At 73.2% G+C, this 20,611-nt stretch carries 18 protein-coding genes and 1 pseudogene; 7 read left to right on the forward strand and 12 right to left on the reverse strand.

Translation table 11 applies throughout. The features are described from left to right. Positions 1-41: 41 nt before the first annotated feature. Positions 42-740, reverse strand: a pseudogene (locus tag ACIA8R_RS49080) (GNAT family N-acetyltransferase); the annotation flags it as partial. Positions 741-771: 31 nt separating this feature from the next. Between ACIA8R_RS49080 and ACIA8R_RS49085 the strand changes: the two are divergent. After that, positions 772-3,165 carry an ATP-binding protein gene (locus tag ACIA8R_RS49085; protein WP_397044795.1) on the forward strand — a complete coding sequence of 798 codons (2,394 nt, stop codon included), beginning with the start codon at positions 772-774 and terminating at the stop codon, positions 3,163-3,165. 182 nt (positions 3,166-3,347) lie between these two features. Here the strand turns inward: ACIA8R_RS49085 and ACIA8R_RS49090 are convergent, their stop codons facing one another. Continuing rightward, positions 3,348-3,866: an RICIN domain-containing protein gene (locus tag ACIA8R_RS49090; protein ID WP_397044797.1), complete on the reverse strand. Its 519-nt coding sequence runs from the start codon at positions 3,864-3,866 to the stop codon at positions 3,348-3,350. Between the two features lie 112 nt (positions 3,867-3,978). Beyond that, a complete protein-coding gene (locus tag ACIA8R_RS49095) occupies positions 3,979-4,902 on the reverse strand; it encodes a hypothetical protein (RefSeq protein ID WP_397044799.1) in 924 nt (307 codons plus the stop codon). A gap of 219 nt (positions 4,903-5,121) precedes the next feature. Between ACIA8R_RS49095 and ACIA8R_RS49100 the strand changes: the two genes are divergently transcribed. Then, on the forward strand, positions 5,122-8,655 hold the full coding sequence (locus ACIA8R_RS49100; protein WP_397044801.1) for a S8 family peptidase: 3,534 nt from the start codon (positions 5,122-5,124) through the stop codon (positions 8,653-8,655). 4 nt (positions 8,656-8,659) lie between these two features. Here the strand turns inward: ACIA8R_RS49100 and ACIA8R_RS49105 are convergent, their stop codons facing one another. The 8 genes from ACIA8R_RS49105 to ACIA8R_RS49140 are packed head-to-tail and all read right to left on the reverse strand — an operon-like array spanning position 8,660 to position 13,602. Continuing rightward, entirely contained in the window at positions 8,660-9,622 is a 963-nt protein-coding gene (locus tag ACIA8R_RS49105) for a helix-turn-helix domain-containing protein (RefSeq protein WP_357707671.1), read from the reverse strand. A 56-nt stretch (positions 9,623-9,678) separates the two neighbouring features. Further along, entirely contained in the window at positions 9,679-10,674 is a 996-nt protein-coding gene (locus ACIA8R_RS49110; RefSeq protein ID WP_397044803.1) for a hypothetical protein, read from the reverse strand. A 17-nt stretch (positions 10,675-10,691) separates the two neighbouring features. Next, positions 10,692-11,084, reverse strand: coding sequence for a MauE/DoxX family redox-associated membrane protein (locus ACIA8R_RS49115; protein WP_397044805.1), 393 nt, complete (start codon positions 11,082-11,084; stop codon positions 10,692-10,694). 4 nt (positions 11,085-11,088) lie between these two features. Continuing rightward, entirely contained in the window at positions 11,089-11,631 is a 543-nt protein-coding gene (locus tag ACIA8R_RS49120) for a hypothetical protein (protein ID WP_397044807.1), read from the reverse strand. Positions 11,632-11,649: 18 nt separating this feature from the next. After that, complete coding sequence (locus ACIA8R_RS49125) at positions 11,650-11,823, reverse strand: hypothetical protein (RefSeq protein ID WP_189650821.1); 174 nt, start codon at positions 11,821-11,823, stop codon at positions 11,650-11,652. A 9-nt stretch (positions 11,824-11,832) separates the two neighbouring features. Next, complete coding sequence (locus ACIA8R_RS49130; RefSeq protein ID WP_357707676.1) at positions 11,833-12,345, reverse strand: hypothetical protein; 513 nt, start codon at positions 12,343-12,345, stop codon at positions 11,833-11,835. Then, positions 12,342-12,842, reverse strand: a complete 501-nt coding sequence (locus tag ACIA8R_RS49135) for a hypothetical protein (RefSeq protein ID WP_357707677.1) — start codon at positions 12,840-12,842, stop codon at positions 12,342-12,344. The genes ACIA8R_RS49130 and ACIA8R_RS49135 overlap by 4 nt, the downstream gene beginning before the upstream one ends. 10 nt (positions 12,843-12,852) lie before the next feature. Beyond that, a complete protein-coding gene (locus ACIA8R_RS49140) occupies positions 12,853-13,602 on the reverse strand; it encodes a hypothetical protein (protein WP_357707678.1) in 750 nt (249 codons plus the stop codon). 425 nt (positions 13,603-14,027) lie between these two features. Here ACIA8R_RS49140 and ACIA8R_RS49145 point away from each other — a divergent pair, with 425 nt between their 5' ends. The 5 genes from ACIA8R_RS49145 to ACIA8R_RS49165 all read left to right on the forward strand — a co-directional run bounded on the left by ACIA8R_RS49145 (position 14,028) and on the right by ACIA8R_RS49165 (position 17,974). Then, a complete protein-coding gene (locus tag ACIA8R_RS49145) occupies positions 14,028-14,789 on the forward strand; it encodes an SAM-dependent methyltransferase (protein WP_397044810.1) in 762 nt (253 codons plus the stop codon). Positions 14,790-14,799: 10 nt separating this feature from the next. Next, entirely contained in the window at positions 14,800-15,981 is a 1,182-nt protein-coding gene (locus ACIA8R_RS49150; protein ID WP_364101748.1) for an acetate kinase, read from the forward strand. A 118-nt stretch (positions 15,982-16,099) separates the two neighbouring features. After that, entirely contained in the window at positions 16,100-16,957 is an 858-nt protein-coding gene (locus ACIA8R_RS49155) for a universal stress protein (RefSeq protein ID WP_397044812.1), read from the forward strand. Continuing rightward, positions 16,954-17,454: a CBS domain-containing protein gene (locus ACIA8R_RS49160; protein WP_364101742.1), complete on the forward strand. Its 501-nt coding sequence runs from the start codon at positions 16,954-16,956 to the stop codon at positions 17,452-17,454. The genes ACIA8R_RS49155 and ACIA8R_RS49160 overlap by 4 nt, the downstream gene beginning before the upstream one ends. Position 17,455: 1 nt before the next feature. After that, a complete protein-coding gene (locus tag ACIA8R_RS49165; protein WP_397044814.1) occupies positions 17,456-17,974 on the forward strand; it encodes a flavodoxin family protein in 519 nt (172 codons plus the stop codon). 19 nt (positions 17,975-17,993) lie between these two features. On the opposite strand, the gene ACIA8R_RS49170 is transcribed toward ACIA8R_RS49165, so the two are convergent. Further along, positions 17,994-20,516 carry a cation-translocating P-type ATPase gene (locus ACIA8R_RS49170; RefSeq protein WP_397044816.1) on the reverse strand — a complete coding sequence of 841 codons (2,523 nt, stop codon included), beginning with the start codon at positions 20,514-20,516 and terminating at the stop codon, positions 17,994-17,996. Between the last annotated feature and the right edge of the window lie 95 nt (positions 20,517-20,611).

A 20,611-nucleotide genomic window follows, 5' to 3' on the forward strand; every position in this document is an offset into this window, starting at 1 on the left:
TGCACCAGCGCCTGCCTGGAGCGGTAGAGGACGTAGCCGGTGACCTCGCCGCCGGGCTCGGCGTGGACGGCGAAGCGCAGCTCCGTCCCGCCGTCGCGGACGCGTTCGCCGTCCGCCAGGCGCGCCTGCCAGAACTTCTCCGTGCGGTCCACCCAGCCGACCGCGCCGCGGCGGACGGTGTCGTAGACCTTCTCCAGCAGCGGGCGGGCCTCCTGGCGGCCGAGCAGACGGATCCTCCCGTCACCGAGGTCCGTGCCGGGCCGCAGGGCCATGAGCCTCTTGTCCGCCTGGATCTCGGCGACGTGGCTGGCGATGCCGTACCCGAACCGGCCGTAGATGGTGGCCTCGGCGGCGTTGAGCGCGGTGATCGGCTCACCGCCCGACTCGTGCAGGTCGGTGAGCTGCTTGCGCATCATCGCGGTGAGGATGCCGCGGCGCCGGTGCGTGGGCAGGACCGCGACGAGCGTGATGCCGGCGACGGGGACGGCCGCGCCGGGGATCGTCATGACGCGGCCGTAGATCGACGCGCCGCCGACGATCTCCTCGCCGTCGAAGGCCGCGATCGTGCGTTCGGGCTCGATGGAGACGGCGGCGTTCCGGAGGCCGCCCTCGCGCCAGTCCTGGCCGTACGTCGTGGTGATCATGCGGGCCCAGGTGTCGAGCTCGTGGGCGGCGATGGTCCGCAGCGGGTAGGTGGCTGTCATGTTTCGAGGGTGGCCGGGTAAACAAGCGTCGCACATCGGGTGATCCAGGTATTTATATGCTGGCGCGGTGGTGGCGGAGCGGGTGGTCAGCCCGGTGTTCGTCGGCCGGGGCGAGGAGCTGGCGGCCCTGGTGGCGGCCCTGGACACCGCCGTCGAGCAGGGGCCCGCGGTGGCGCTGGTGGCCGGGGAGGCCGGGATCGGCAAGTCGCGGCTGCTCGCCGAGTTCGCGCGGTCGCTGGGCCCGGGGGTGCGGGTGGTCGAGGGCGCCTGCGCCGAGCTGGGCAGCGACGGCCTGCCGTACGCGCCGTTCGTGACGGTGCTGCGCCGGCTCATCCGCGTCGAGGGGGTGCTGCCCGGGCCGTACCGGCAGCTGGCCCGCTGGTTCCCCGAGCTGGGGGAGGCCGGTGAGGCGGAGGGCGGCAAGCACCGGCTGTACGAGGAGGTCCTGACGCTGGTCGAGCGGGTGGCCGCGGACCAGCCGGTCGTCCTCGCGGTCGAGGACCTGCACTGGGCCGACGCCGCCACCCGCGAGCTGCTCGGCTTCCTGGCCAGGAACCTGACCCGGCCCGGCGTGCTCCTGCTGATCACCTACCGGCCGCACGAGACCGCCGACGGGCCGTTGCTGTCCGAGCTCGTCCGCCGCCCGCGCGCCACCGCGTTGCGGCTGGACCGCCTGGACCGGCAGGACGTGGGCCGCCAGCTGGCCGCCGGCGAGCGCACCCCGGACAGCCTGCTGGCGGAGGTCGCCGGGCAGGACGGGACCGAGCTGGACGCCCTGCTGCGCGAGCTCGTGGACCGCAGCCTGATCGTCACGGCAGGGGACGGCTACGACTTCCGCCATGCGCTGATCCGGCACGCCGTCTACGAGGATCTGCTGCCCGGCGAGCGGGCACGCCTGCACGCGCGTTACGCCGAGGCCCTGCGCGACGGCAACGCCCACGCCGAGCTGGCCGCGCACGCCTACGCCGCCGGTGACCGCGGGCTGGCGCTGTCCGCCGCCTACCTGGCCGCGGGGCAGGCGCGCAGGTCCTACGCCTACCAGGAACAGGTCCGCATGCTCGACCAGGTCCTCGAACTGTGGGACCCGCGGGCCCGGCTGGGCGTCGACCGGGTCGGCGTCCTGACCGACGCGGCCGAGGCCGCCATGCTCAGCGGCGAGTACGCCCGCGGCATCGACCACGCCACCGCGGGGCTGGCCGCCGTGGACGAACGGCGCGAACCCGAGCGGGCCGCCCACCTCCTGGAGCTTCGGGGCAGGCTGTCGCACCGGCTGAACGCGACCGGCGTCTCCGACTGGGAACGCGCCCTGGACCTGCTGGCCGCCGCATCCGGTGGCGTCCAGCGGGGGCGGCTGGCCGAGGCCCGTACGCTGGCCGAGCGGCTGGACAGCCCCGACCTGCTCATGACCGTCCCCATGTACGAGGCCACGCTGCACACCAAGGCCGGCGACCAGCATCGCGCCGTCGAGGCGGCCGGCGACGGCATCCGCCACGCCCGCCGGTACGGGCTGGGCCGCAGCCGCGGCGCCGAACTCGCCCGCCACGCCGCGCACGGCCTGATCCTGGCCGGGCGGTGGGACGAGGCGTCCGCCCTGCTGGCGGAGAGCCTCCAGCAGGATCCGCCGCCGCTGTCGCGCCAGGCCCTGCGCGTCCTGGCCGGGCACCTGGCGCTGCTGCGCGGGGACCTGGCCGCCGCCGACGCCGCCGCGGCGGTCGAGCACGCGGGGAGCGGCAGCCTGTTCTCCCGCCACCAGTTGCTCTGCCTGCTCGCCGTCGCCCAGGGCGACCCGGAACGGGCCGACCTGCTGCTGGGCCGGGCGCTGGCCGACCCGGCGCTCACCCGGGGCTACAGCAGCGACGCCCGGCCGGTCCTGGTCGCCGGCGCCCTGGTGCAGCGGGCCCGGCTCGACCGCGGCGCGCCCGGCGAGCGGGTCGCGGCCCGGCAGGCCGAACTCGTCGCCGTCGATGATCGGCTCGGCGTGGAGGGGCCGCTCGACCGAGGCTGGCAAGTGATGTTGCGCGCGCTGGTCGAGGACGACGGCTGGGACGGCGCGGCGGCCGCCTGGCGGGAACTGCGGCAGCCGTACGAGCTGGCGCTGAGCCTGTTCCACGGCGCGCGGGCCGCGCTGGCGGCGGGCGACCGGCCCGGCGGAACGGCCCTTCTCAGGGAGGCCGGGCGGCTGGCCGAGGACCTGGGGGCCGCGCCGCTCGCCCGCGAGATCGCCCTGCTCGGACGGCCCAGGCCGGCCCGGGACGGGCTCACCGAGCGCGAACGCGACGTGCTCACCCTGATCGCCGAGGGGCTGAGCAACCGGCAGATCGCCGCCCGCCTGCACATTTCGCCGAGTACGGCGGGTGTGCACGTCTCCCACATCCTGGCGAAACTGGGCGCGACCACCCGCACGGAGGCGGCGGCCATCGCCTTCCGCGACGGGCTGACCGGGTCCTCCCCGGACCGGTGAGCGGGGCGCCCGCGTGCGCCGCCGCGGCGGGCTGACGGGAGCCTCCCCGGACCGGTGAGCCGGTCGCCCGCCGCAGGTCGTCGTCATGGCGAAGCACCCGGGTCGGAGCCTTGCCGCCGGACCCGCGCCGGGGCCCGGTCGGCTGCTCCTCCGTGCCGCCCGCCGTCGGCGGGGGCGCAGGGTCAGGTCAGGGTGTCCTCGACCTTGATCTGGCCGCCTTGGACGACCCACTTCTGGTTGGGGTGGTTGAGGCAGGTCCAGAGGCGGACGTTGGTGTTGTTGGCGCGGCTGTTGGTGGTGTCGAGGCAGACTTCGCGTCCGGTGCCGATGGTGTCTTCGACCTTGATGTGGCCGTTCTGGATGACCCACTTCTGGTTGGGGTGGTTGAGGCAGGTCCAGAGGCGGACGTTGGTGTTGTTGGCGCGGCTGTTGGTGGTGTCGAGGCAGACTTCGCGTCCGGTGCCGATGGTGTCTTCGACCTTGATGTGGCCGTTCTGGATGACCCACTTCTGGTTGGGGTGGTTGAGGCAGGTCCACAGGCGGACGACGGTGTTGTCGGCGCGGCTGTTGGTGGCGTCGAGGCACACCGGTGGGCCGGCCTGGGCGGCGTGAGCCGTGGAGGCGGCGGCCGGGGCGACGGCCACGGCCACCACGGCGACTGCGGACGTGGCCAGAAGGCGGGCGAGGGGACTGACGGGCATGGGGACTCCTCCACGTTTGCGGGCCGGTAATGCATACACAAAGTAGGCGTGCGATTACCTAGAGCGACCTATCGAGAAGGTGACGCCTTCCTGGCCCGTTGAGACGGCGACGTCAGGAGAACCAGCTGCCGCCGAGCTCCTGGATGGTCCTGCTGCCCTTGGGGACGAGCAGCGCCTCGCTCAGTACGTTGTTGACGCTCTTGGCGTCGTTGAGCAGCGCGAAGAGGAAGAACATGCCGCCGTCCGCCGATCGGAAGCCGAAGACGGAGCCGTGGCCGGCGAAACCGACGTACATCCCCTTGTTGGCCCGGGGGAACGCCTGGCGGCTGTAGCTGTTCCTGGCCAGGCGGTAGCCGGAGTCGCCTTCCTTCTTCTTCTCGCCGTTCCAGAAGTTCCGGTACTCCTCGGCCACGGCGCCCGCCACGGCGTCGTCCATGTCGGTGACGTACCCGTCGGCGTCGAGCAGCGGCCTGGGCATCCGCTGCCCCCAGTGCAGCGGCGTCACGACGGCCAGCCTGAAGGACTGCCCGGGGGAGCGGAAGAACGCGAGCACGTGCGGGCGGCTGTGGCCCTTGGTGTCCTTGTAGGTGGCCTGCGCGATGAACCAGTCACCGGCCGAGGGCTGCCGCTCCGGCCTGGGCAGGTAGATCACCGGGGTGCCGGCCGGGTTGATCGGCTTGTGCGCCGGCCGCCATCCGAGGTCCTCCCGGCTGCGTTCGAGCACGCCCTCGTACAGGGCGCCCTCCATGAACAGCGCGTCGAGCCGGGCGTTCGACCGCCACCACTTGCGCTTCCCGAGCGTCGCGTTGTACGTGCCCAGCCACGTCCGCAGCGCCTGGCGGGCCTGGGGGACGGTGAGGGCGGCCCTGGTCGCGGAGGGGGTGGGGCTGCCGCTCACGGAAGGGGCGGCGCTCGGCGTCGGGGCCGGTGAGGCGGCGGGCGGCGGCGTGGGGGCGGGCCGGAGCGGCAGTCCGGGGATCGCGCCGCAGCCGGCCAGGCTCAGGACGAGAGCCACGATCAGCGGTATTGCGCGCACCGAGAATTCCCCCAAGACAGTGCAAAGACACGACAAAGAGAACATATCGGAAATGCCGGGCAGGACGTTCGGGGCCGCCCGGGTCAAGGTCCGGCGGGAGGTGTCCGGTGTCGTAATCGCGACATGGCGGACAAACGGCACGTCCGACACCTGGCGCGCCGGGCACCCCGTCACCCACTCTCGTGTGCACTAGTTGTTGCTACGAGAGGTTTCACCCCCATGCACTGGTCCGCCCATGTGACGGTGGCAGGAGTCACCACCGCAGCCCTGCTGAGCTCCCCGTTATCCGCGGCCGCGGCCGCGCCCGAGCCCGCCGGCGGGAGCGTCCACCGCGTCACGCTGATCACCGGGGACGTGGTGACCGTCAGGGAGGCCGAGGCGGGCCGGCGCGCGGTCGAGGTGAAGCCCGGGCCGGGCCGGGAACGCATGGCGTTCAGCACCACCGAGGAGAACGGTGAGCTGCGGGTTCTGCCCAGCGACATCGTCCCCTTCCTGGCGGCCAAGCGGCTGGACCCGAGCCTGTTCTCGGTCACCCGGCTGATCGCCCAGGGGTACGACGACGCGAAGACGGACAAGCTGCCGCTGCTGTTCCTCTACGACGGCTCCGCGTCCAAGACCGCGACCGCGCCCGAGCTGGAGAGCGTCAACGGCCGGGCCGTCGCCGCCGACAAGCGCACGATCGGGCAGTTGTGGAAGTCGCTCGACGAGCCGCGGGCCACCCTGTCGCAGGGCGTGACGAAGATCTGGCTGGACGCCAAGGTCAAGGCCACGCTCGACCACAGCGTGCCGCAGGTGGGCGCGCCGGAGGCGTGGCAGGCCGGGTTCGACGGCGAGGGAGTCAAGGTCGCCGTGCTGGACACCGGCGTCGACGCCACCCACCCCGACCTGGCCGGACGCGTCAAGCAGAGCAAGGTGTTCACCGGCGAGCCGAGCGTCCAGGACGGCAACGGGCACGGCACGCACGTGGCCGCCACCATCGCGGGCGGCGACGGCAGGAAGGGCGTCGCCCCCGGCGCCGAGCTGATGGTCGGCAAGGTGCTCGGCGACGACGGCTCGGGCATGTTGTCCGGCGTCATCGAGGGCATGGAGTGGGCCGCCGCCGAAGGCGCGTCGGTGATCAACATGAGCCTCGGCGGCGGCGCGACCGACGGCACCGACCCGCTCAGCCTCGCCGTCGACACCCTCACCGAGCGCACCGGCGTGCTGTTCGTGGTCGCGGCGGGCAACGACGGCGCGGCCTACTCCATCGGCACGCCCGGCGCGGCGACCTCGGCGCTGACCGTCGGCGCGGTCGACGGCAAGGACGCGCTCGCGGAGTTCTCCAGCCGGGGCCCGCGCCTGGACGACGCGCCCAAGCCCGACCTCACCGCCCCCGGCGTGGCCATCGTCGCGGCCCGCGCGGCGGGCACCGGCATGGGCGAGCCGGTGGACGAGCGTTACACGGCCGCCTCCGGCACCTCGATGGCCACGCCGCACGTGGCCGGGGCCGCCGCGATCGTCAAGCAGCGCCACCCCGACTGGACGGCCAGGCAGATCAAGGACGCGCTGGTCGGCTCGGCCAAGCCCATCACGGGCCAGCCGATCGACGACGCCGGCGCCGGCCGCCTGGACGTGGCCCGCGCGGTGCGCCAGGGCGTGACCGCGACCGGCGTGGTCGACCTCGGCAAGCACCAGCAGGGCGACGGCCCGGCCACGGCCGGGGGCACGATCACGTACACCAACGGCACGGCCGCGCCGGTCACGCTGGAGCTGGCCGCCACCCTCGAAGGGGCCGAGCTCAGCGCCAGGTCCGTGACGGTCGCGGCGGGCGGCACCGCCGACGTCAAGGTCACGGTGAACCTGGCGGCGCTCTCCTTCGGCCGGTACGGCGGGCTGGTCACCGCCACGGCGGGCGCGGAGCAGGTGCACACCACGCTGGCGCTGACCTGGAAGGGACCGCAGCACAAGGTCCGCTTCACCGCCATCGACGCCGCGGGCAACCGGACCGGCGCCGACACTCTGTCGATGTTCGGCGCGTCGCAGCTGGACGACGTCTTCACCTGGCTGCCCGAGGACGGGCTGACGGTGGAGGTGTCCGAGGGCACGTACATGACGCAGTCGCTCAACCTGGGCAGCGGCTGGGGCCGGATGCACCCGCGTGACGGCATGGTCGTCATCCCCGAGCTCAAGGTCGACCGCGACCTGGACGTGGTGCTCGACTTCCGCAAGACCACCCCGGTGACCATCAGGACGAAGGAACCCGCCGAGCAGGTGGGCATCTACACCTACTTCACCTATCGCGCGTTCGGCTCGCGCAAGATCTCCCAGGGCGTCATGAACTTCGACGTCATCGAGGGGCTCAACGTCTCGCCGACCCAGCCGGTACGTGACGGGTCGTTCGAGTTCGCCTCGCGCTGGCAGCTCGTCGCGCCGAAGCTCACCGCCCGGGTGCCCGGTGCGGAGTCGTTCCCGATGGGGTTCCTGGGCAGGTCGCCGGGCGTGGACGGGCGGCACATGTGGCGGCTCTCCGACGGGGCGGCCGGGTCCAAGGGCAAGGCCGCCGTCATCCGCAGCGAGGACATCGACTGGGCCGACCCGTCCGGGGCCGCGATCAAGGCGGGTGCGGCCGCCGTGGTCCTGGTGCTGCCCCCCGACGACGCGTTCGGGCACGGGTGGCGGCCGCTCGGCGCCGACCTGCCGATCCCGGCGCTGGTGGTCGCGAACGACGACGGGCGGCGGATGCTGGAGCGGATGACGAAGGGCAACGCCAAGCTGGAGGTCACCGGGCAGATGGACTCGCCCTACCTCTACGACGTCATGCAGGTCTCCGAGGGACGCGTGCCGGACAAGATCGTGTATGAGGTGAGCGACCGAAACACCGCCCGTGTCGACACGACATATGCCGACAACGGGGGCTTCGCCTGGGCCAAGGAGCAGCGCTTCGGCTGGCGGCCCTGGCAGTCGTACTCGCTCGGCCAGCAGATGGAGACCCAGCGGATCGTCAAGACCCCGCTGCGCCGCACCGAGTACGTCAGCGCCAACGGCTCCTACTGGCAGCACCTCGTCAACCACCAGTACGTCTGGGACGACATGGGCCGGCTGCTCGACGGCATGACCGAGCAGCCGCGCACGTACCAGCCGGGCGCGCGGACCGGCGAGAGCTGGCACGCCCCGGTGGTCCGCCCGGCGATCCCCGCCTGGCTCAAGCCCTCCACCCGCGAGGGCGACACGATGGACATCCGGATCCCCGAGTTCGTGGACTCCTCCGGGCACGTCTCCCGTGCGGGTGTCGACAACGACACCGCGTCGGCCCGGTTCTACCGGGACGGCAAGCTGGTGGCGGAGGGTGACGCCGCCTGGGGCGCGTTCCCCGCCGCGCCGCAGGAGGCCGCCTACCGGCTGGAGCTGTCCACCAGGCGCGCCTCGGAGGAGTGGACCACGGCGACCGCGACCGAGACGGCGTGGACGTTCCGCTCCAAGCCGGGCGACGGGGTGCTGCCGCTGCTGCAGATCGACTACGACGTGCGTCCGGAGCGCCCCGGTCTGGTGGGCTTCGCCGTACGGCATCAGGAGGGCGTCAGCGGAGCGCGCGCGAAGGACCTGAAGCTGGAGCTGTCGTACGACGACGGCGCGACGTGGCGGGCGCAGCCGGTGGTCGCGCTCGGCGGCGGACGCTACACCGCGGTCGTCCTGCGTCAGCACCCGTCGCTGCGGGTCACCGCCACCGACTCGGCCGGCAACTCGGTCCGCCAGACGGTGATCAAGGCCTACTGATCGGTCAGAGCCAGTTCTCGCGGGCGGCGTGCCAGGCCAGTTGCATCCGGGTCTGCGCACCCGCCCGCTCCATCAGGTAGGCGATCCTCCGTTGCACCGTACGCTGCGAGATCTTGAGCTGGGTGGCGATCGACTTGTCCGGAACGCCGGCGACCAGCAGCGACAGCAGGTAGAGATGGTCGGCGTCGAGCGGGCTGCCCGGGTTGGTGAGGCTGATCGGCGTGGCCCGCTCCCACAGGCTCTCGAACAGGGCCTTGAGGGCGTCGAGCAGGCTGCTGGGCCTGATCAGCGCGGCGGTGAGCTGGGTCAGGCCGTCGGTGTGCTGGATGAGCGGGAGCACCCCGAGCTCGCCGTCCGCGATGATCATCCGTACCGGCAGGACGGGCAGCGCGCGGGCCTGCTCGCCCAGCGTGATGCCGTCGGCGAGGTTGACCAGCATGCCGGGTTCCTCCAGCAACGCCCCTTCGTAGATGACGCGGAAGCCGACGCCGCGCCGCAGCGCCGCCAGCTCCTCGGTGTTCTCCTGCGAGGTCATCGCCACGTGCCCGGCCCGGCAGAGGCTGAGCACCTCGTGGCGGGCGCCGTCCTGGAGCAGGCGGAGCTGCTCGCGCAGGGCCGTACGGCTGGTGATCACCTCGATGAGCTGCGCCGCCTCGCGGCGCCGCGCGTGCGCGAGATACTCTCCCGTGAGCTGCTCCATGACGTGGCGCGCCCGGTCGATCTCGGCCTGCCGCCGGTGCAGCCGGGCCGCGAGCGCGACGTCGGGCGCGACCGCCGTGAACCGGCCCGGATCTCCCGGCACGGCCCGCGCCAGCCCCTTGGCCAGCAGCGAGCCGAGCGCCTGCCGCGCGACCTCGACCGCCACGCCCAGCTCCTCGGCCAGGGCGTCGGACTCGACCTCGGTGGTCCTGACCAGCAGCCGGTAGGCGGCTTCCTCCTCCGCGCCCAGCCCCGCCGCGCTCAGCATGTGCCGCTCACGACCCGATCCCGATTCACCCGGCCATTGTAGGGAGCAGCCGCCGGCTAGTGGCGGGCTCCTCCCGGCAGGACGACGGCCGCCAGGCCCGGGACGTCGAACAGCGGACGGCGGCCCGAAGGGGAGACGACCTCCAGCTTCTGCCGCCCACGGGCCTGGTCCTGGGGAACCTGGACGACGGCGAAGCCGCCGTCCACCGGTCCGACCGGGAACTGGCCGGACGGCAGCGGCAGGCGGCCCACCTGCCTGCCCGTGACGTCGAACTCCAGGACCGCGATCCGGTCGCCGGAGTACTCCAGGGTGTAGACGCGCTCGCCGCGCACCTGGACGGTCAACCCGTGGTCCGCGTCGGCGAGCACTCCCGCCCCGGACGTCAGGGTGAGGGCACGGCCGGTGTCCGCCTGCGTCAGCGTGACGCGTTTGAGCGGCCGCCTGTCGTGACGGGCGACGTCGAGGAGGAGCGGCTCGCCGGAGGGCAGCAGGCCGACCGGCTCCTGCCCGCGCGGCAGGTCCAGCTCGCCGGCGCGGCCGCCGGGGAACTCCAGCGCCTGATACGAACGCACGTCCCCGCTGGCGTGGTACCCGACGATCAGCCGCCGGGAGTCCGCGGACCAGGCCCATGGGCTGTACGCGCTGTCCGCGTCGCCGCCGGTCGGCGGTTCGAGTCTGTGCACCGCGCCGCCCAGCAGGTCCCTGACCTCGTACCCGCCGTCGGCGGGCCGTCCGAGCCAGCGGCCGTCGGGGGAGAGCGTGAGGTTGCCCGGCGGGCTGACGGTCCGCTCGCCCAGCAGGTACTGCCGGCCGTCCGCGAGCAGCAGGAAGGTGGGGCACTGCGACCGGCAGGCGGTGTACACCAAGGCGCCCCGGCCGACCGGGCCGGTGGAGGGCAGCGTCGGCGCCTGGGCGGGCGGCTCGACGGCGTACGCCGGTGACGCCACGATCACCGCGGCGTCCGGCTCGGCGGGGGAACGCGCCTGGCAGGCGGCGACCCCGCCGACGATCATCATGAGGGCGGCCGAGGCCCCGCCGAGAGCCCGGTTCATGAGCGCACACCTCCGCTTCAGACCGCGGCACCCCACAGTGCCAGCCCCAGCAGCAGGACCAGGACGGCCCTGCCGAACGTGCGGGCCGAGGCCCGCTCCGCCGAGCCGAAGCACAGGCAGGGAGCCGCCTGTTCGCCCATGACCAGGAGATACGTCTGGGCCGCCGTGAACGACAGGCCCAGGCACGTCCCCGTCACACCCACGACCAGGTCGTCGGCCAGGAAGGAGAAGGCGGCCAGCGCGGCGAGCGCCTCCACGGTCACCACCGTGAAGGCGCCCACCTGGGCGGTCCGTCCATGCAGCCCGAAGGTCGCCAGGCTGCTCCGGAAGGCGCCGAAGTCGCGCGCCTTCCCGAGCACCGCCAGCGCCAGGACGACGCCCAGCCCGTAGCGGGCGACGAAGGCGATCACCCGGTCACCCGATCACCAGCAACGCCACCATGGGCAGCGCGAGAACGACGAACAGGACCTTCATCTTCGGCAGCGTGAAGTAGAACGCCGTGTCCGCCTGCATCCTGTCCCGTGCCAGGGCGAAGGTCAGGAGCATCATCGCCCGCGCCGCCGCGAAGCCGACGCCCGCGAGGAGCGCCTCCTCCCAGGACGCCAGGAACAGGATCGCGACCGCCATGATGTGCGGCAGCCCCGTCGGAGAGTACGTGCGCATCCCCGTGCCCATCTCGGCGCCGAACTGCACGGCGCCCCAGAAGGGAATTCTGGTGACGAACTGCGGCACGAGCCGCGCGTTCTGGAGCAAGGGGAAGGACAACACGTCCAGCTCGCGCAGCAGGAAGATCACCGCGGTCACGGCGACCAGGATCTGCAGAACCACTGCCGGGAACGGAGCCCGCAGCACGGAGCCGAGGACCACCAGCACGAACGTGACGGCGCCCGCTCCCACGAACAATCCGGCGATGAAGCCGGCGACATCAGCACCCCGCCGGACCGACGAGGACAGCACCCAGGCGCTGTTCAGGCTTCAAACGGAGCCCGAGAGGGAGAAGCCGGCGACGAGGGCGGCCACCAGCCAGGTGAAGCCCTTCGTGTCCCCGCCCGCAACCCTCGAATACAGCACCAGGGCCTCCGCCGCCGCGATCAGTGCCAGACCGGGCACCAGCAGGCGGACGGACGTTCTGGTGGCGGAGTCGCTCATGGACCCGGGTCAGATGGCCGTGCGGCAGATGGAGAAGCGGGAGACGTTGCCGCCGCCGCAGTCGTGGTACTCGTACCAGCCGTCGGAGCACATGCGGCGGGTGCTGGTGGTGCCGCCGCCGTACCACTTCCAGGCGTTGTTGCCGTCACAGCTGGAGGGGTTGTGGGTGTACCGGAGGTTGTAGCAGGTGCCGGACGCGCCGTCGTTGCGGTGCCACGAGCCGGAGCAGTTGCCCGAGTAGAGCGCGGACGAGGGCACGCAGACGGAACCGGCGTCGGCGAAGCCGTGGCAGGTCTCCCACACGGCGTAGGCGGCGGCCGTCGCGCCGCGCGGCTTCGACCAGGGCAGCAGGTCGAGAACGCCCAGCCCCGTCGCCACCGCGGCGCCGGTGGCCAGGCCGAGCACGCGCCGCCTGCTCCAGCCTTCCCGCTTGGCGCCGACGAGCGTCGGCAACGCCTGCTCGGGCATCTCCTCGGCGCTGGGTATCTGGTCGAGTATCGAGGTCCGCTTCTCTGCCTTCACAGCTTCACTTCCTTCTTGTTCGCTACCGCTCGCTCGACGATCTCCGTGAGCGCCTCTCCCGACCCCACCGGGGCCGTGAACACCGCGACGCCGTTCTCGTCCACGACGAGCAGGGCCGGGGCGTACGGCACGCTCGTCGCGCGCCAGATGGCCGGGTCCTTGATGACCCGGATGGAGTCGGGAAGGGACTTGTCGAACCCGGGGTCGTCGGACAACACGGTGAACGACAGGTCCGAGGGAAGGCCGGCCGCCATCGCGGCGGCAGCAAGCAGGACGTCGTCGCAGATGGGGCAGCGACGGTTGACCTTGATGACCATGGTCGTGGCACCGGGGACGGCCAGCGCGTTCGCCCGGGCCTCGGGGCCCGCGGCGGCGAAGCGTACGCCGACGCCGTTGTAGGTGGCCAGTTCGAGTTCGCGTACCCGGCGGTAGAGTCCGGCGCCCGCCGCGAACAGCAGGGCGACCAGGACGGCCAGGATGATGACCACTGCGGTCATCGGTTCCACGTCAGGCCCGCCACTCGACGCGCTTGACCTTGTTCAGGAAGTCGGCGGCGGTCTCGGGGGTGCCCGCCGCGGCGCGGGCGGCCAGCCCGGCCTTGTTGTAGCTCGGGGCGTTCCAGGGGTGCAGGGTGACGATCGCGGTGTCGGTGACCAGCAGGAACGGCGTCGCCTGGTCCGTGGGAGGCGCGGGCAGCCGCCACAGCTCGCCCGAGGGCGCGCCGAAGCCCCGCCACTTGGGGATCCGGTTGATCCCCGCCTGCTTCGGCTCGACCGTCATGGTCCCGACGCCCGCGATCGAGATCGCGTAGAGCTCCATGGAGACGTCGAAACGCCGGCCTCCGTCGGTCGTCATGCCCTCGGGGGTGTCGTGCCACGCCACGCGGCTGAACATGTCGACGATGTCGGCCGACTCCCACTCGGGGGCGTAGAAGAGCCCGTGGGCCATGTGCCACGGGCCGAGCCAGGCCGCCCACCTGGCGTCGGACGGGTCCTCGCAGTCGTAGACGACGACCTCTCCGCCGGCCAGCGAGAAGCGCTCACGCTCTCGCCCGCGGACCGAGTTGACGCCTGCCGTCAGGGAGGACAGGGGAGCCAGTTCGAGTCCCCAGGTTTCCGCGGTGGTCTTCCGCGCCCCGTACTTGGGGGTGTAGCGGACGTGACCGGTCCAGGAGGCCAGCGAGGCGGCCTCGGAGTCCTCGACTTCGAGATGGAGGAAGGCGTTCTTGACGGTCCGGAAAGAGGATAAATGCGCCATTAAGCCCTAGCCTTTCATGGCAGTTCGCGGGGCCGCGCTTGATCATTCGGAGCGAAGCCTTACATGCGCGATCACCCGGGTCAATAGACAAGATCGCCCCGCTTTTCCGCCGGAGAATTCGGAACGTTCCCAAGGCGGGAGGCCAGTCGGGCGGGCTCGGAAAAGACGGCCTGACCAGCACCGGAAGGCCGTTCATCGAATGGTCATACCAAGTTCACCGGCCTCTCGCGGGCGGCCCGGCGTGATCCCTTCTCGCCGGACGGACCGCGTCCGTGTGATCATGGACTTGGGTTCGGCTCTTCCGGAAATAGTTGAAATGACAGCTATTCCTCCCATGACCGGAATCCGGCCTCGTTCTGGCGCCGTGCGCACCGGGAATCAGCCGGGCACGCGTGACCCGTCCCCCCGTCCACGAAGGGAATTCCATGACCGTCGACGATCGGGCTCCCAGTTCCGCCCGCATCTACAACTACCTGCTGGGCGGTACCGACAACCATCCGGTGGACCGGCAGGCGGCCGAGGCGTTCAAGACGCGGCTGCCCACGATCGAGGCCGCCGCCCGGGCCAACCGCGGCTTCGTCCTGCGGGCCGCCCGCGCGATGGCCGAGGCCGGCGTCCGGCAGTTCCTCGACATCGGGTGCGGCCTGCCGATCGAGCCGAGCGTCCACGGCGTGGTCCGCGAGGTCCACCCGGACGCCCGGGTCGTCCGCGTCGACAACGACCCCGAGATCGCCCCCGCGCGGCAGGCTCTCGCGGACGCGCCCACCGTCTTCGGCGACCTGCGCGACCCCGCCGCGATCCTGAACGATCCGGTCGTGACCGGGCTCGTCGACTTCGGCGAGCCCGTGGGCGTCATCACCGTCGCCGTCTGGCACTTCGTCCCCGAGGACGAGGCGGTCGAGTACGCGGCGACCCTGCGTGCGGGTCTCGCGTCCGGCAGCCATCTGGCGATCAGCCATGTCTGCGCGGACACCGTCCCGGAGCCCGCCCAGGGAGCGGGGAAGGCCGTCTACGCGCGGACGGCCAACCCGGTGCGTGCGCGCACGGAGGCCGAGATCCGGGCCTTCTTCGACGGGTTCACCCTCCTCGACCCCGGGCTGGTGCCGCTGGGCGACTGGCGGCCGTACGGCGGCGACCCCTATCCCGAGCACGCCACCGAGTCCCTCGCCGGAGTCGGCCGGAAATAGGCTCAGGGACATGGCCGACCCCATTCTCGTGCTGAACACGGGATCCTCCTCCATCAAGTACGAACTCGTGGACCCGCACACCCGTACGCGCGCCGCCAGAGGGCTGGTCGAGCGAGTCGGGGAGGAACGCGGACGGCTCACGCACCGCAACGGGCAAGGCCCGCCGTACGTCCTGGAGCGTTCCTTCCCCGGCCACGCCGAGGGGCTGGAGGCGATGCTGGAGGCGTTCGCCGCCGCAGGCCCCGACCTGGCTCCGACCGCGGTCGGGCACCGGGTGGTGCACGGCGGCACCCGGTTCGCCGCGGCCACGCGCATCGACGACGAGGTCATCGCCGCCATCGAGGAACTGGCCCCGCTCGCCCCCCTTCACAATCCGATCAACCTGACCGGCATCCGGCTGGCGCTCAAGGTGTTCCCCGACGTGCCGCAGGTGGCCGTGTTCGACACCGCGTTCCACCGGACGCTGCCGCCCGAGGCGTACACGTACGCGGTGCCGCGCGAGTGGCGTGAGCAGGGCGTGCGGCGTTTCGGCTTCCACGGCACCTCGTGCGCGTACGTCTCCCGCCGCGCGGCCGCCGTGCTGGGCCGCGACCTCGCCGGCCTCAACCTGATCGTGCTCCACCTGGGCAACGGCGCCAGCGTCACCGCCGTCTCCGGCGGGCGCAGCGTCGACACGTCCATGGGCATGACGCCGCTGGAAGGGCTGGTCATGGGCACCCGATCCGGCGACGTGGACCCGGCCCTGGCCGCCTACCTCGCCCGTACCGGCGGCCTGGACGCCCAGCAGGTGGAGCACGCGCTCAGCCACCGGGGCGGCCTGCTCGCGCTCACCGGGTCCGGCGACATGCGCGAGGTGCGCGCCCGCGACGACGACGAGTCCCGGCTGGCCCTGGAGATCTACGCCCGGCGGATCCGCAAGTACGTCGGCGCCTACCACGCGCTGCTCGGCTGCCGGGTGGACGCGATCGTGTTCACCGGCGGCGTCGGCGAGCACGACGCCGCCACCCGGGCCGCCTCCCTGGCCGGGCTCGACCGGCTCGGCATCGCCGTGGACCCCGCGCTCAACGCGGCGGGCTCGGCCGGTGAGCGCGCGGTGTCCGTCCCCGGCGCCGAGGTGCCCGTCCTGGTCATCCCCACCGACGAGGAGTGGGAGATCGCCCACCAGACGTTCGCGCGGCTGACCTCGTCCTGACGACGGGCGCTCGGCCGAAGGACCAATGGCCCTGCCGTCCGGGACTTCCTCCTCCGGCGCCGCGCCGCCGCCCGTACGAGGGTGGCGGTGAGAGCTTCGACCGGTGAAGGAGATGCTGATGAGCACTCACGTCGTCGTCGGTGTGGACGGGTCCGTCCCGGCGACCGAAGCGGTGGAATGGGCGGCCGCCGACGCGCGGCGGCGCGGCCTGGACCTGCGTCTCGTGCACGTGGGCCCGCAATGGCTGCACGAGGGGGACGCCGGGCACTGCGCCCGCGCGCTGGAGGAGGCCGCCGGCCGGGCCCGCGCGGTGGCGGACGGCGTCAAGGTGACGACGGAGGTGCTGTCCGGGAACGTGGTCGAGGAGCTGATCCGCGAGTCGGCGGCGGCCGACGCCCTGGTACTGGGCAGCCGGGGGCTCGGCGGGTTCGCCGGGATGATGGTCGGTTCGGTGAGCCTGGCGGTGGCCGGGCACGCGGCGGGGCCGGTCGTCGTCGTCCGCACGGCCGGGGCGGCCGGGGCGGCCGGGGCGTCCGGGCACGGCACGGTGGTGGTGGGCCACGACGGCTCGGACGACTCGCGGGCGGCCATGGAGTACGCCGTCGAGCAGGCCAGGGCCCGCCACGCGCGGCTCCATGTGGTCTCGGCCTGGCAGCTGCCGGTGTTCTCGCCGTACGCCGTCGCCTACAGCGGCCTGGTCGAGGACGTGGTGCGCGAGGAGCAGGCGGCGGCGCGCGAGCGCGTGACGCCCTGGCGGCAGGCCAACCCCGACCTGGTGATCACCGACGAGCAGCCGTGCGCGCACCCGGTCTCGGCCCTGATGGACGCGGCCGCGACGGGCGACCTGGTCGTGGTGGGCTCGCGCGGCCGGGGCGGGTTCGCCTCCGCCGTGCTCGGCTCGGTCGGCCACGGCGTGCTGCACCACGTGACCTGCCCGGTCGCGGTGGTCCGCCCTCGCCAGGAAGACCGGGCATGAACAGCCTGACGACGGCGGGACAGGTCATGAGCCGCGTCCTGGTGGCCGTCGAACCCCAGGAGTCCCCGCTGATGGCGTGGGAGCTGATGCGCCGGGCCGGCGTGCACCACCTGCCGGTCGTCGACGGAGGGCACCTGCTGGGCATCCTGACGCGTGAGCAACTGGCCGCGTCCTGGTCCGGCGGGCCGCAGGAGCAGGCCGGGCGCGAGGTGCGGGAGCTCCTGGGCGGCGTCCGTACGCCCAGGGTCGGGCCGGGCACCCCGCTGGGCAGGGTCGCGGCCGTCATGCTCGACGCCGACGTGGACGCGGTGCCCGTGCTGTCCGACGACGGCCTGGTCGGCCTGATCACCGCCCGGGACGTCCTGGCCGCGGTCGCCGGACGGATCGAGCCGCCGCACGAGCCGACCGAGGTGATGACCGGGATGTTCCACCTCGAACCGATCCTGCCGGAACGGCGGGAATCGTGCCGGTCGTCGAAGAGCTGGCGGGAGGCGTGAGATGAAGGCCCTGGTCGTCTACGAGTCCATGTACGGCAACACCGAGCGGATCGCCCAGGCCGTGGCCGAGGGGCTGGCCACCCGGATGCGGGCCGAGGTGGCGGAGGTCGGCTCGGCCCCCGGGCACGTGGGCGGCGAGGTCGCGCTGCTGGTGGTGGGCGGGCCGACGCACGCCTTCTCCATGAGCCGCGCCTCCACCCGCGACTCGGCCGCCCAGCAGGCGGGCGGGCCGCTGGTGTCGCGCGGCAGGGGCGTGCGGGAGTGGCTGGCCACGCTGAGCACGTCGTCGGCCGGGCTCTGCTCGGCGGCGTTCGACACCCGCGTGGCCAGACCCCGCCTGCCGGGCTCGGCGGGCCGGGCGGTGGCCAAGCGGCTGCGCCGCCTCGGGGTCCGGCTCGTCGTGCCGCCGCGCGGCTTCTACGTGGCCGGCACGCAGGGGCCGCTGGTGCCGGGGGAGCTGGAGCGGGCCAGGCAGTGGGGCGAGAGCCTGGCCGCGTCCGTCCGGGTCCGGGCCTCCTGACCAGCCGCCGGGCGCCGGGTCACCGGCGCGGCGCCACCCCGGACGTCGGGGACGGGTGCAGGATGCGGTCCAGGCGGGCGGCGGCGTACCCGAGCGTGGACAGCGCGAGGACGATCAGCAGGTCACCCGGCGGCAGCGGCCGGGTGCCGAGCAGCTCGCGCAGCGGCGGCAGGTAGATCCCGGCCAGTTGCAGGACGAGCGCGCCCGCCACGGCGAGCAGCAGCATCGGGTTGGCCAGCGTGCCGGGCCGGGTCCGGGTGCCCAGCGCCACGCCGAGCTGGGTGGCGCCGAGCGCGAAGAAGGCCATGCTCTGCCAGTGCCGCCCGGTCAGCGACCCCCAGACGGCCACGCCCAGCGTGACGGCGGTGAGCACGACGGCGATGCGCACGACCCGCTGCCACAGGCCCGCCCCCATGATGCTCTGGCCGGGTGGCCTGGGCGGCTGCGACATGGTTCCCGGCACGGTCGGCTCCCCGCCCAGCGCCACGCCGGGCAGGCCGTGGGTGAGCAGGTTGATCCAGAGGATCTGGGCGGGCAGCAGCGGGAGCGGCAGCCCCACGAACGGGCCCAGCACCATCACCGCGATCTCGGCCGTCCCGCCCGACAGGCCGTAGACCAGGAAACGGCGGATGTTGGCGTAGACCCGGCGGCCCTCCTCGACGGCCGCGACGACGGTGTCCAGGTTGTCGTCGGCGAGCACGAGGTCGGCGGCCTGCCGGGCGACCTCGGTGCCACGTTTGCCCATGGCCACCCCGATGTCGGCGCGGCGCAGCGCCGGGCCGTCGTTGACGCCGTCGCCGGTCATCGCCAGGACCTCGCCCCGGCCGCGCAGGCCCTCGATGATGTCGAGCTTCTGCTCGGGAGTGGCCCGCGCGTAGACGCCGGCCGGGCCCGCGGCGAGCGCGCCGGGCTCGCGGCAGTCGACCACCCGCTCGGCGGGGCCGATGATGCCCAGGTCGACGGCGACGGCGCGGGCGGTGCCGGGATGGTCGCCGGTGATGAGGACGGGCCTGATGCCGGCCCGTTCGCAGTCGGCCACGGCCGCCGCCGCGGCGGGGCGCGGCGGGTCCAGGATCGCGACCAGCCCGAGCAGCGACAGCCCCTCCTCCCGGACGGGGTGGGGGAGGGCGTCCAGGTCGGCGCTCGCGACCGCCAGCACGCGGTAGCCGTCCCGGGCGTACCGGTCGGCGCGTTCGGCGGCGCTCGCCCGTGACGCCGGATCGTCGGCCAGCACGTCCGGGCGCAGCAGCGCTTCCGGGGCGCCCTTGCAGATCAGGCGGACGCCTCCGTGCGGCAGCAGGTGCGCCGTGCTCATCCGCTTGCGGTCGCTGTCGAAGGGCAGCTCGGCGACTCTGGGGAGACATTCCTGGAGGCGCTCGCGGTCGAGGCCGAGGCGGGCGGCGGCGGCCAGCAGCGCTGCCTCGGTGGGGTCGCCCAGCGCCGTCCACTCCTCGCCCGCCTCCTGGGGTGGGCGCAGGCGCGCGTCGTTGCACAGCGCCGCGGCGCTCAGCAGCTCGGCGAAGGCGCCGGGGTCCCGGTCGGTGACGAGTTCGCCGTCGGGCGCGTAGCCGGAACCGGTGACGGCGGCCTCCGCCGCCGGGGTCCACACGTGCCGGGCGACCATCCGGCCCTCGGTGAGGGTGCCCGTCTTGTCGGTGGCGAGCACGGTCACCGAGCCCAGCGTCTCGACGGCGGGCAGGTTGCGGACGAGCGCGTCGCGGGCCGCCATCCGGCGGGCGCCCAGGGCCAGGCTCAGGGTCACCACCGCGGGCAGCGACTCGGGCACGGCGGCGACCACCAGGCTGATCGCGGTCACCACCATCAGCTCGACCGGCTGGCCGCGTACCAGGCCCAGGACCAGCACCAGCGCCGACAGCAGCACCGCCACCCCGGCCAGCAGCCGTCCGACCCCGGCCAGGCGGCGTTGCAGCGGCGTGAGGCCGGCCCCCTTGACCATGAGCGCCGCGATGCGGCCGCTGGCGCTCGCCGCGCCGATCGCGGTGACCACCGCCCGGCCCCTGCCGCGGGCCACGACGGTTCCCGAGGAGACCGCCGCGCCGGCGATCTTGTCCACCGGGACCGACTCGCCCGTCAGGGCCGACTCGTCGACCAGCAGCGCCGCCGACTCCACCACCTCGGCGTCGGCCGGGACGATGTCGCCCTCGGCGAGCACCAGGAGATCTCCCACCACGACGTCGCCCGCGGGGATCTGCCGCTGGTGGCCGTCCCGTACGACGCGCGTCTCGGGGGTGGCGAGCTCGGCCAGGGCCGTGATGGCGTGGTCGGCGCGCACCTCCTGCGTCACGCCGACGGCGGTGTTGACCACGATCACCAGCGCGATCACCGCGGCGTCGGTCCAGTCGCCGGTGCTGATCGTCAGCGCCGCCGCGACCAGCAGCACGATGATGAGCGGATCCCTGAGCTGCGTGACGACGCGCCGCCACAAGGGGGTGGGCGGTTTGCGCGGCAGCAGGTTGGGGCCGTCGCGTTCCAGGCGGACGGCCGCCTCCGCCGACGACAGGCCAGAGGACGAGGGCGTCACGTGGGTGTCCTTCCTGCCCGCCGTGGCCTACGGGTCGGCGGAGTCGCTGCAAGGTGTCTCAGGATCTAGTCTTCGCCCTGGTCAGGGCCGTAAAC

The organism is Nonomuraea sp. NPDC051191, assembly GCF_044455665.1.
Lineage (GTDB): Bacteria > Actinomycetota > Actinomycetes > Streptosporangiales > Streptosporangiaceae > Nonomuraea.

Excerpts from the sequence above, each read along its gene's own strand:
- ACIA8R_RS49140 (WP_357707678.1), bottom strand. The coding sequence starts at position 13,602 with ATGGCGCATTTATCCTCTTTCCGGACCGTCAAGAACGCCTTCCTCCAT.
- ACIA8R_RS49100 (WP_397044801.1), top strand. The coding sequence starts at position 5,122 with ATGCACTGGTCCGCCCATGTGACGGTGGCAGGAGTCACCACCGCAGCC.
- ACIA8R_RS49150 (WP_364101748.1), top strand. The coding sequence starts at position 14,800 with ATGGCCGACCCCATTCTCGTGCTGAACACGGGATCCTCCTCCATCAAG.
- ACIA8R_RS49135 (WP_357707677.1), bottom strand. The coding sequence starts at position 12,842 with ATGACCGCAGTGGTCATCATCCTGGCCGTCCTGGTCGCCCTGCTGTTC.
- ACIA8R_RS49160 (WP_364101742.1), top strand. The coding sequence starts at position 16,954 with ATGAACAGCCTGACGACGGCGGGACAGGTCATGAGCCGCGTCCTGGTG.
- ACIA8R_RS49105 (WP_357707671.1), bottom strand. The coding sequence starts at position 9,622 with ATGCTGAGCGCGGCGGGGCTGGGCGCGGAGGAGGAAGCCGCCTACCGG.
- ACIA8R_RS49165 (WP_397044814.1), top strand. The coding sequence starts at position 17,456 with ATGAAGGCCCTGGTCGTCTACGAGTCCATGTACGGCAACACCGAGCGG.
- ACIA8R_RS49155 (WP_397044812.1), top strand. The coding sequence starts at position 16,100 with ATGAGCACTCACGTCGTCGTCGGTGTGGACGGGTCCGTCCCGGCGACC.
- ACIA8R_RS49125 (WP_189650821.1), bottom strand. The coding sequence starts at position 11,823 with ATGAGCGACTCCGCCACCAGAACGTCCGTCCGCCTGCTGGTGCCCGGT.
- ACIA8R_RS49110 (WP_397044803.1), bottom strand. The coding sequence starts at position 10,674 with ATGAACCGGGCTCTCGGCGGGGCCTCGGCCGCCCTCATGATGATCGTC.
- ACIA8R_RS49090 (WP_397044797.1), bottom strand. The coding sequence starts at position 3,866 with ATGCCCGTCAGTCCCCTCGCCCGCCTTCTGGCCACGTCCGCAGTCGCC.
- ACIA8R_RS49145 (WP_397044810.1), top strand. The coding sequence starts at position 14,028 with ATGACCGTCGACGATCGGGCTCCCAGTTCCGCCCGCATCTACAACTAC.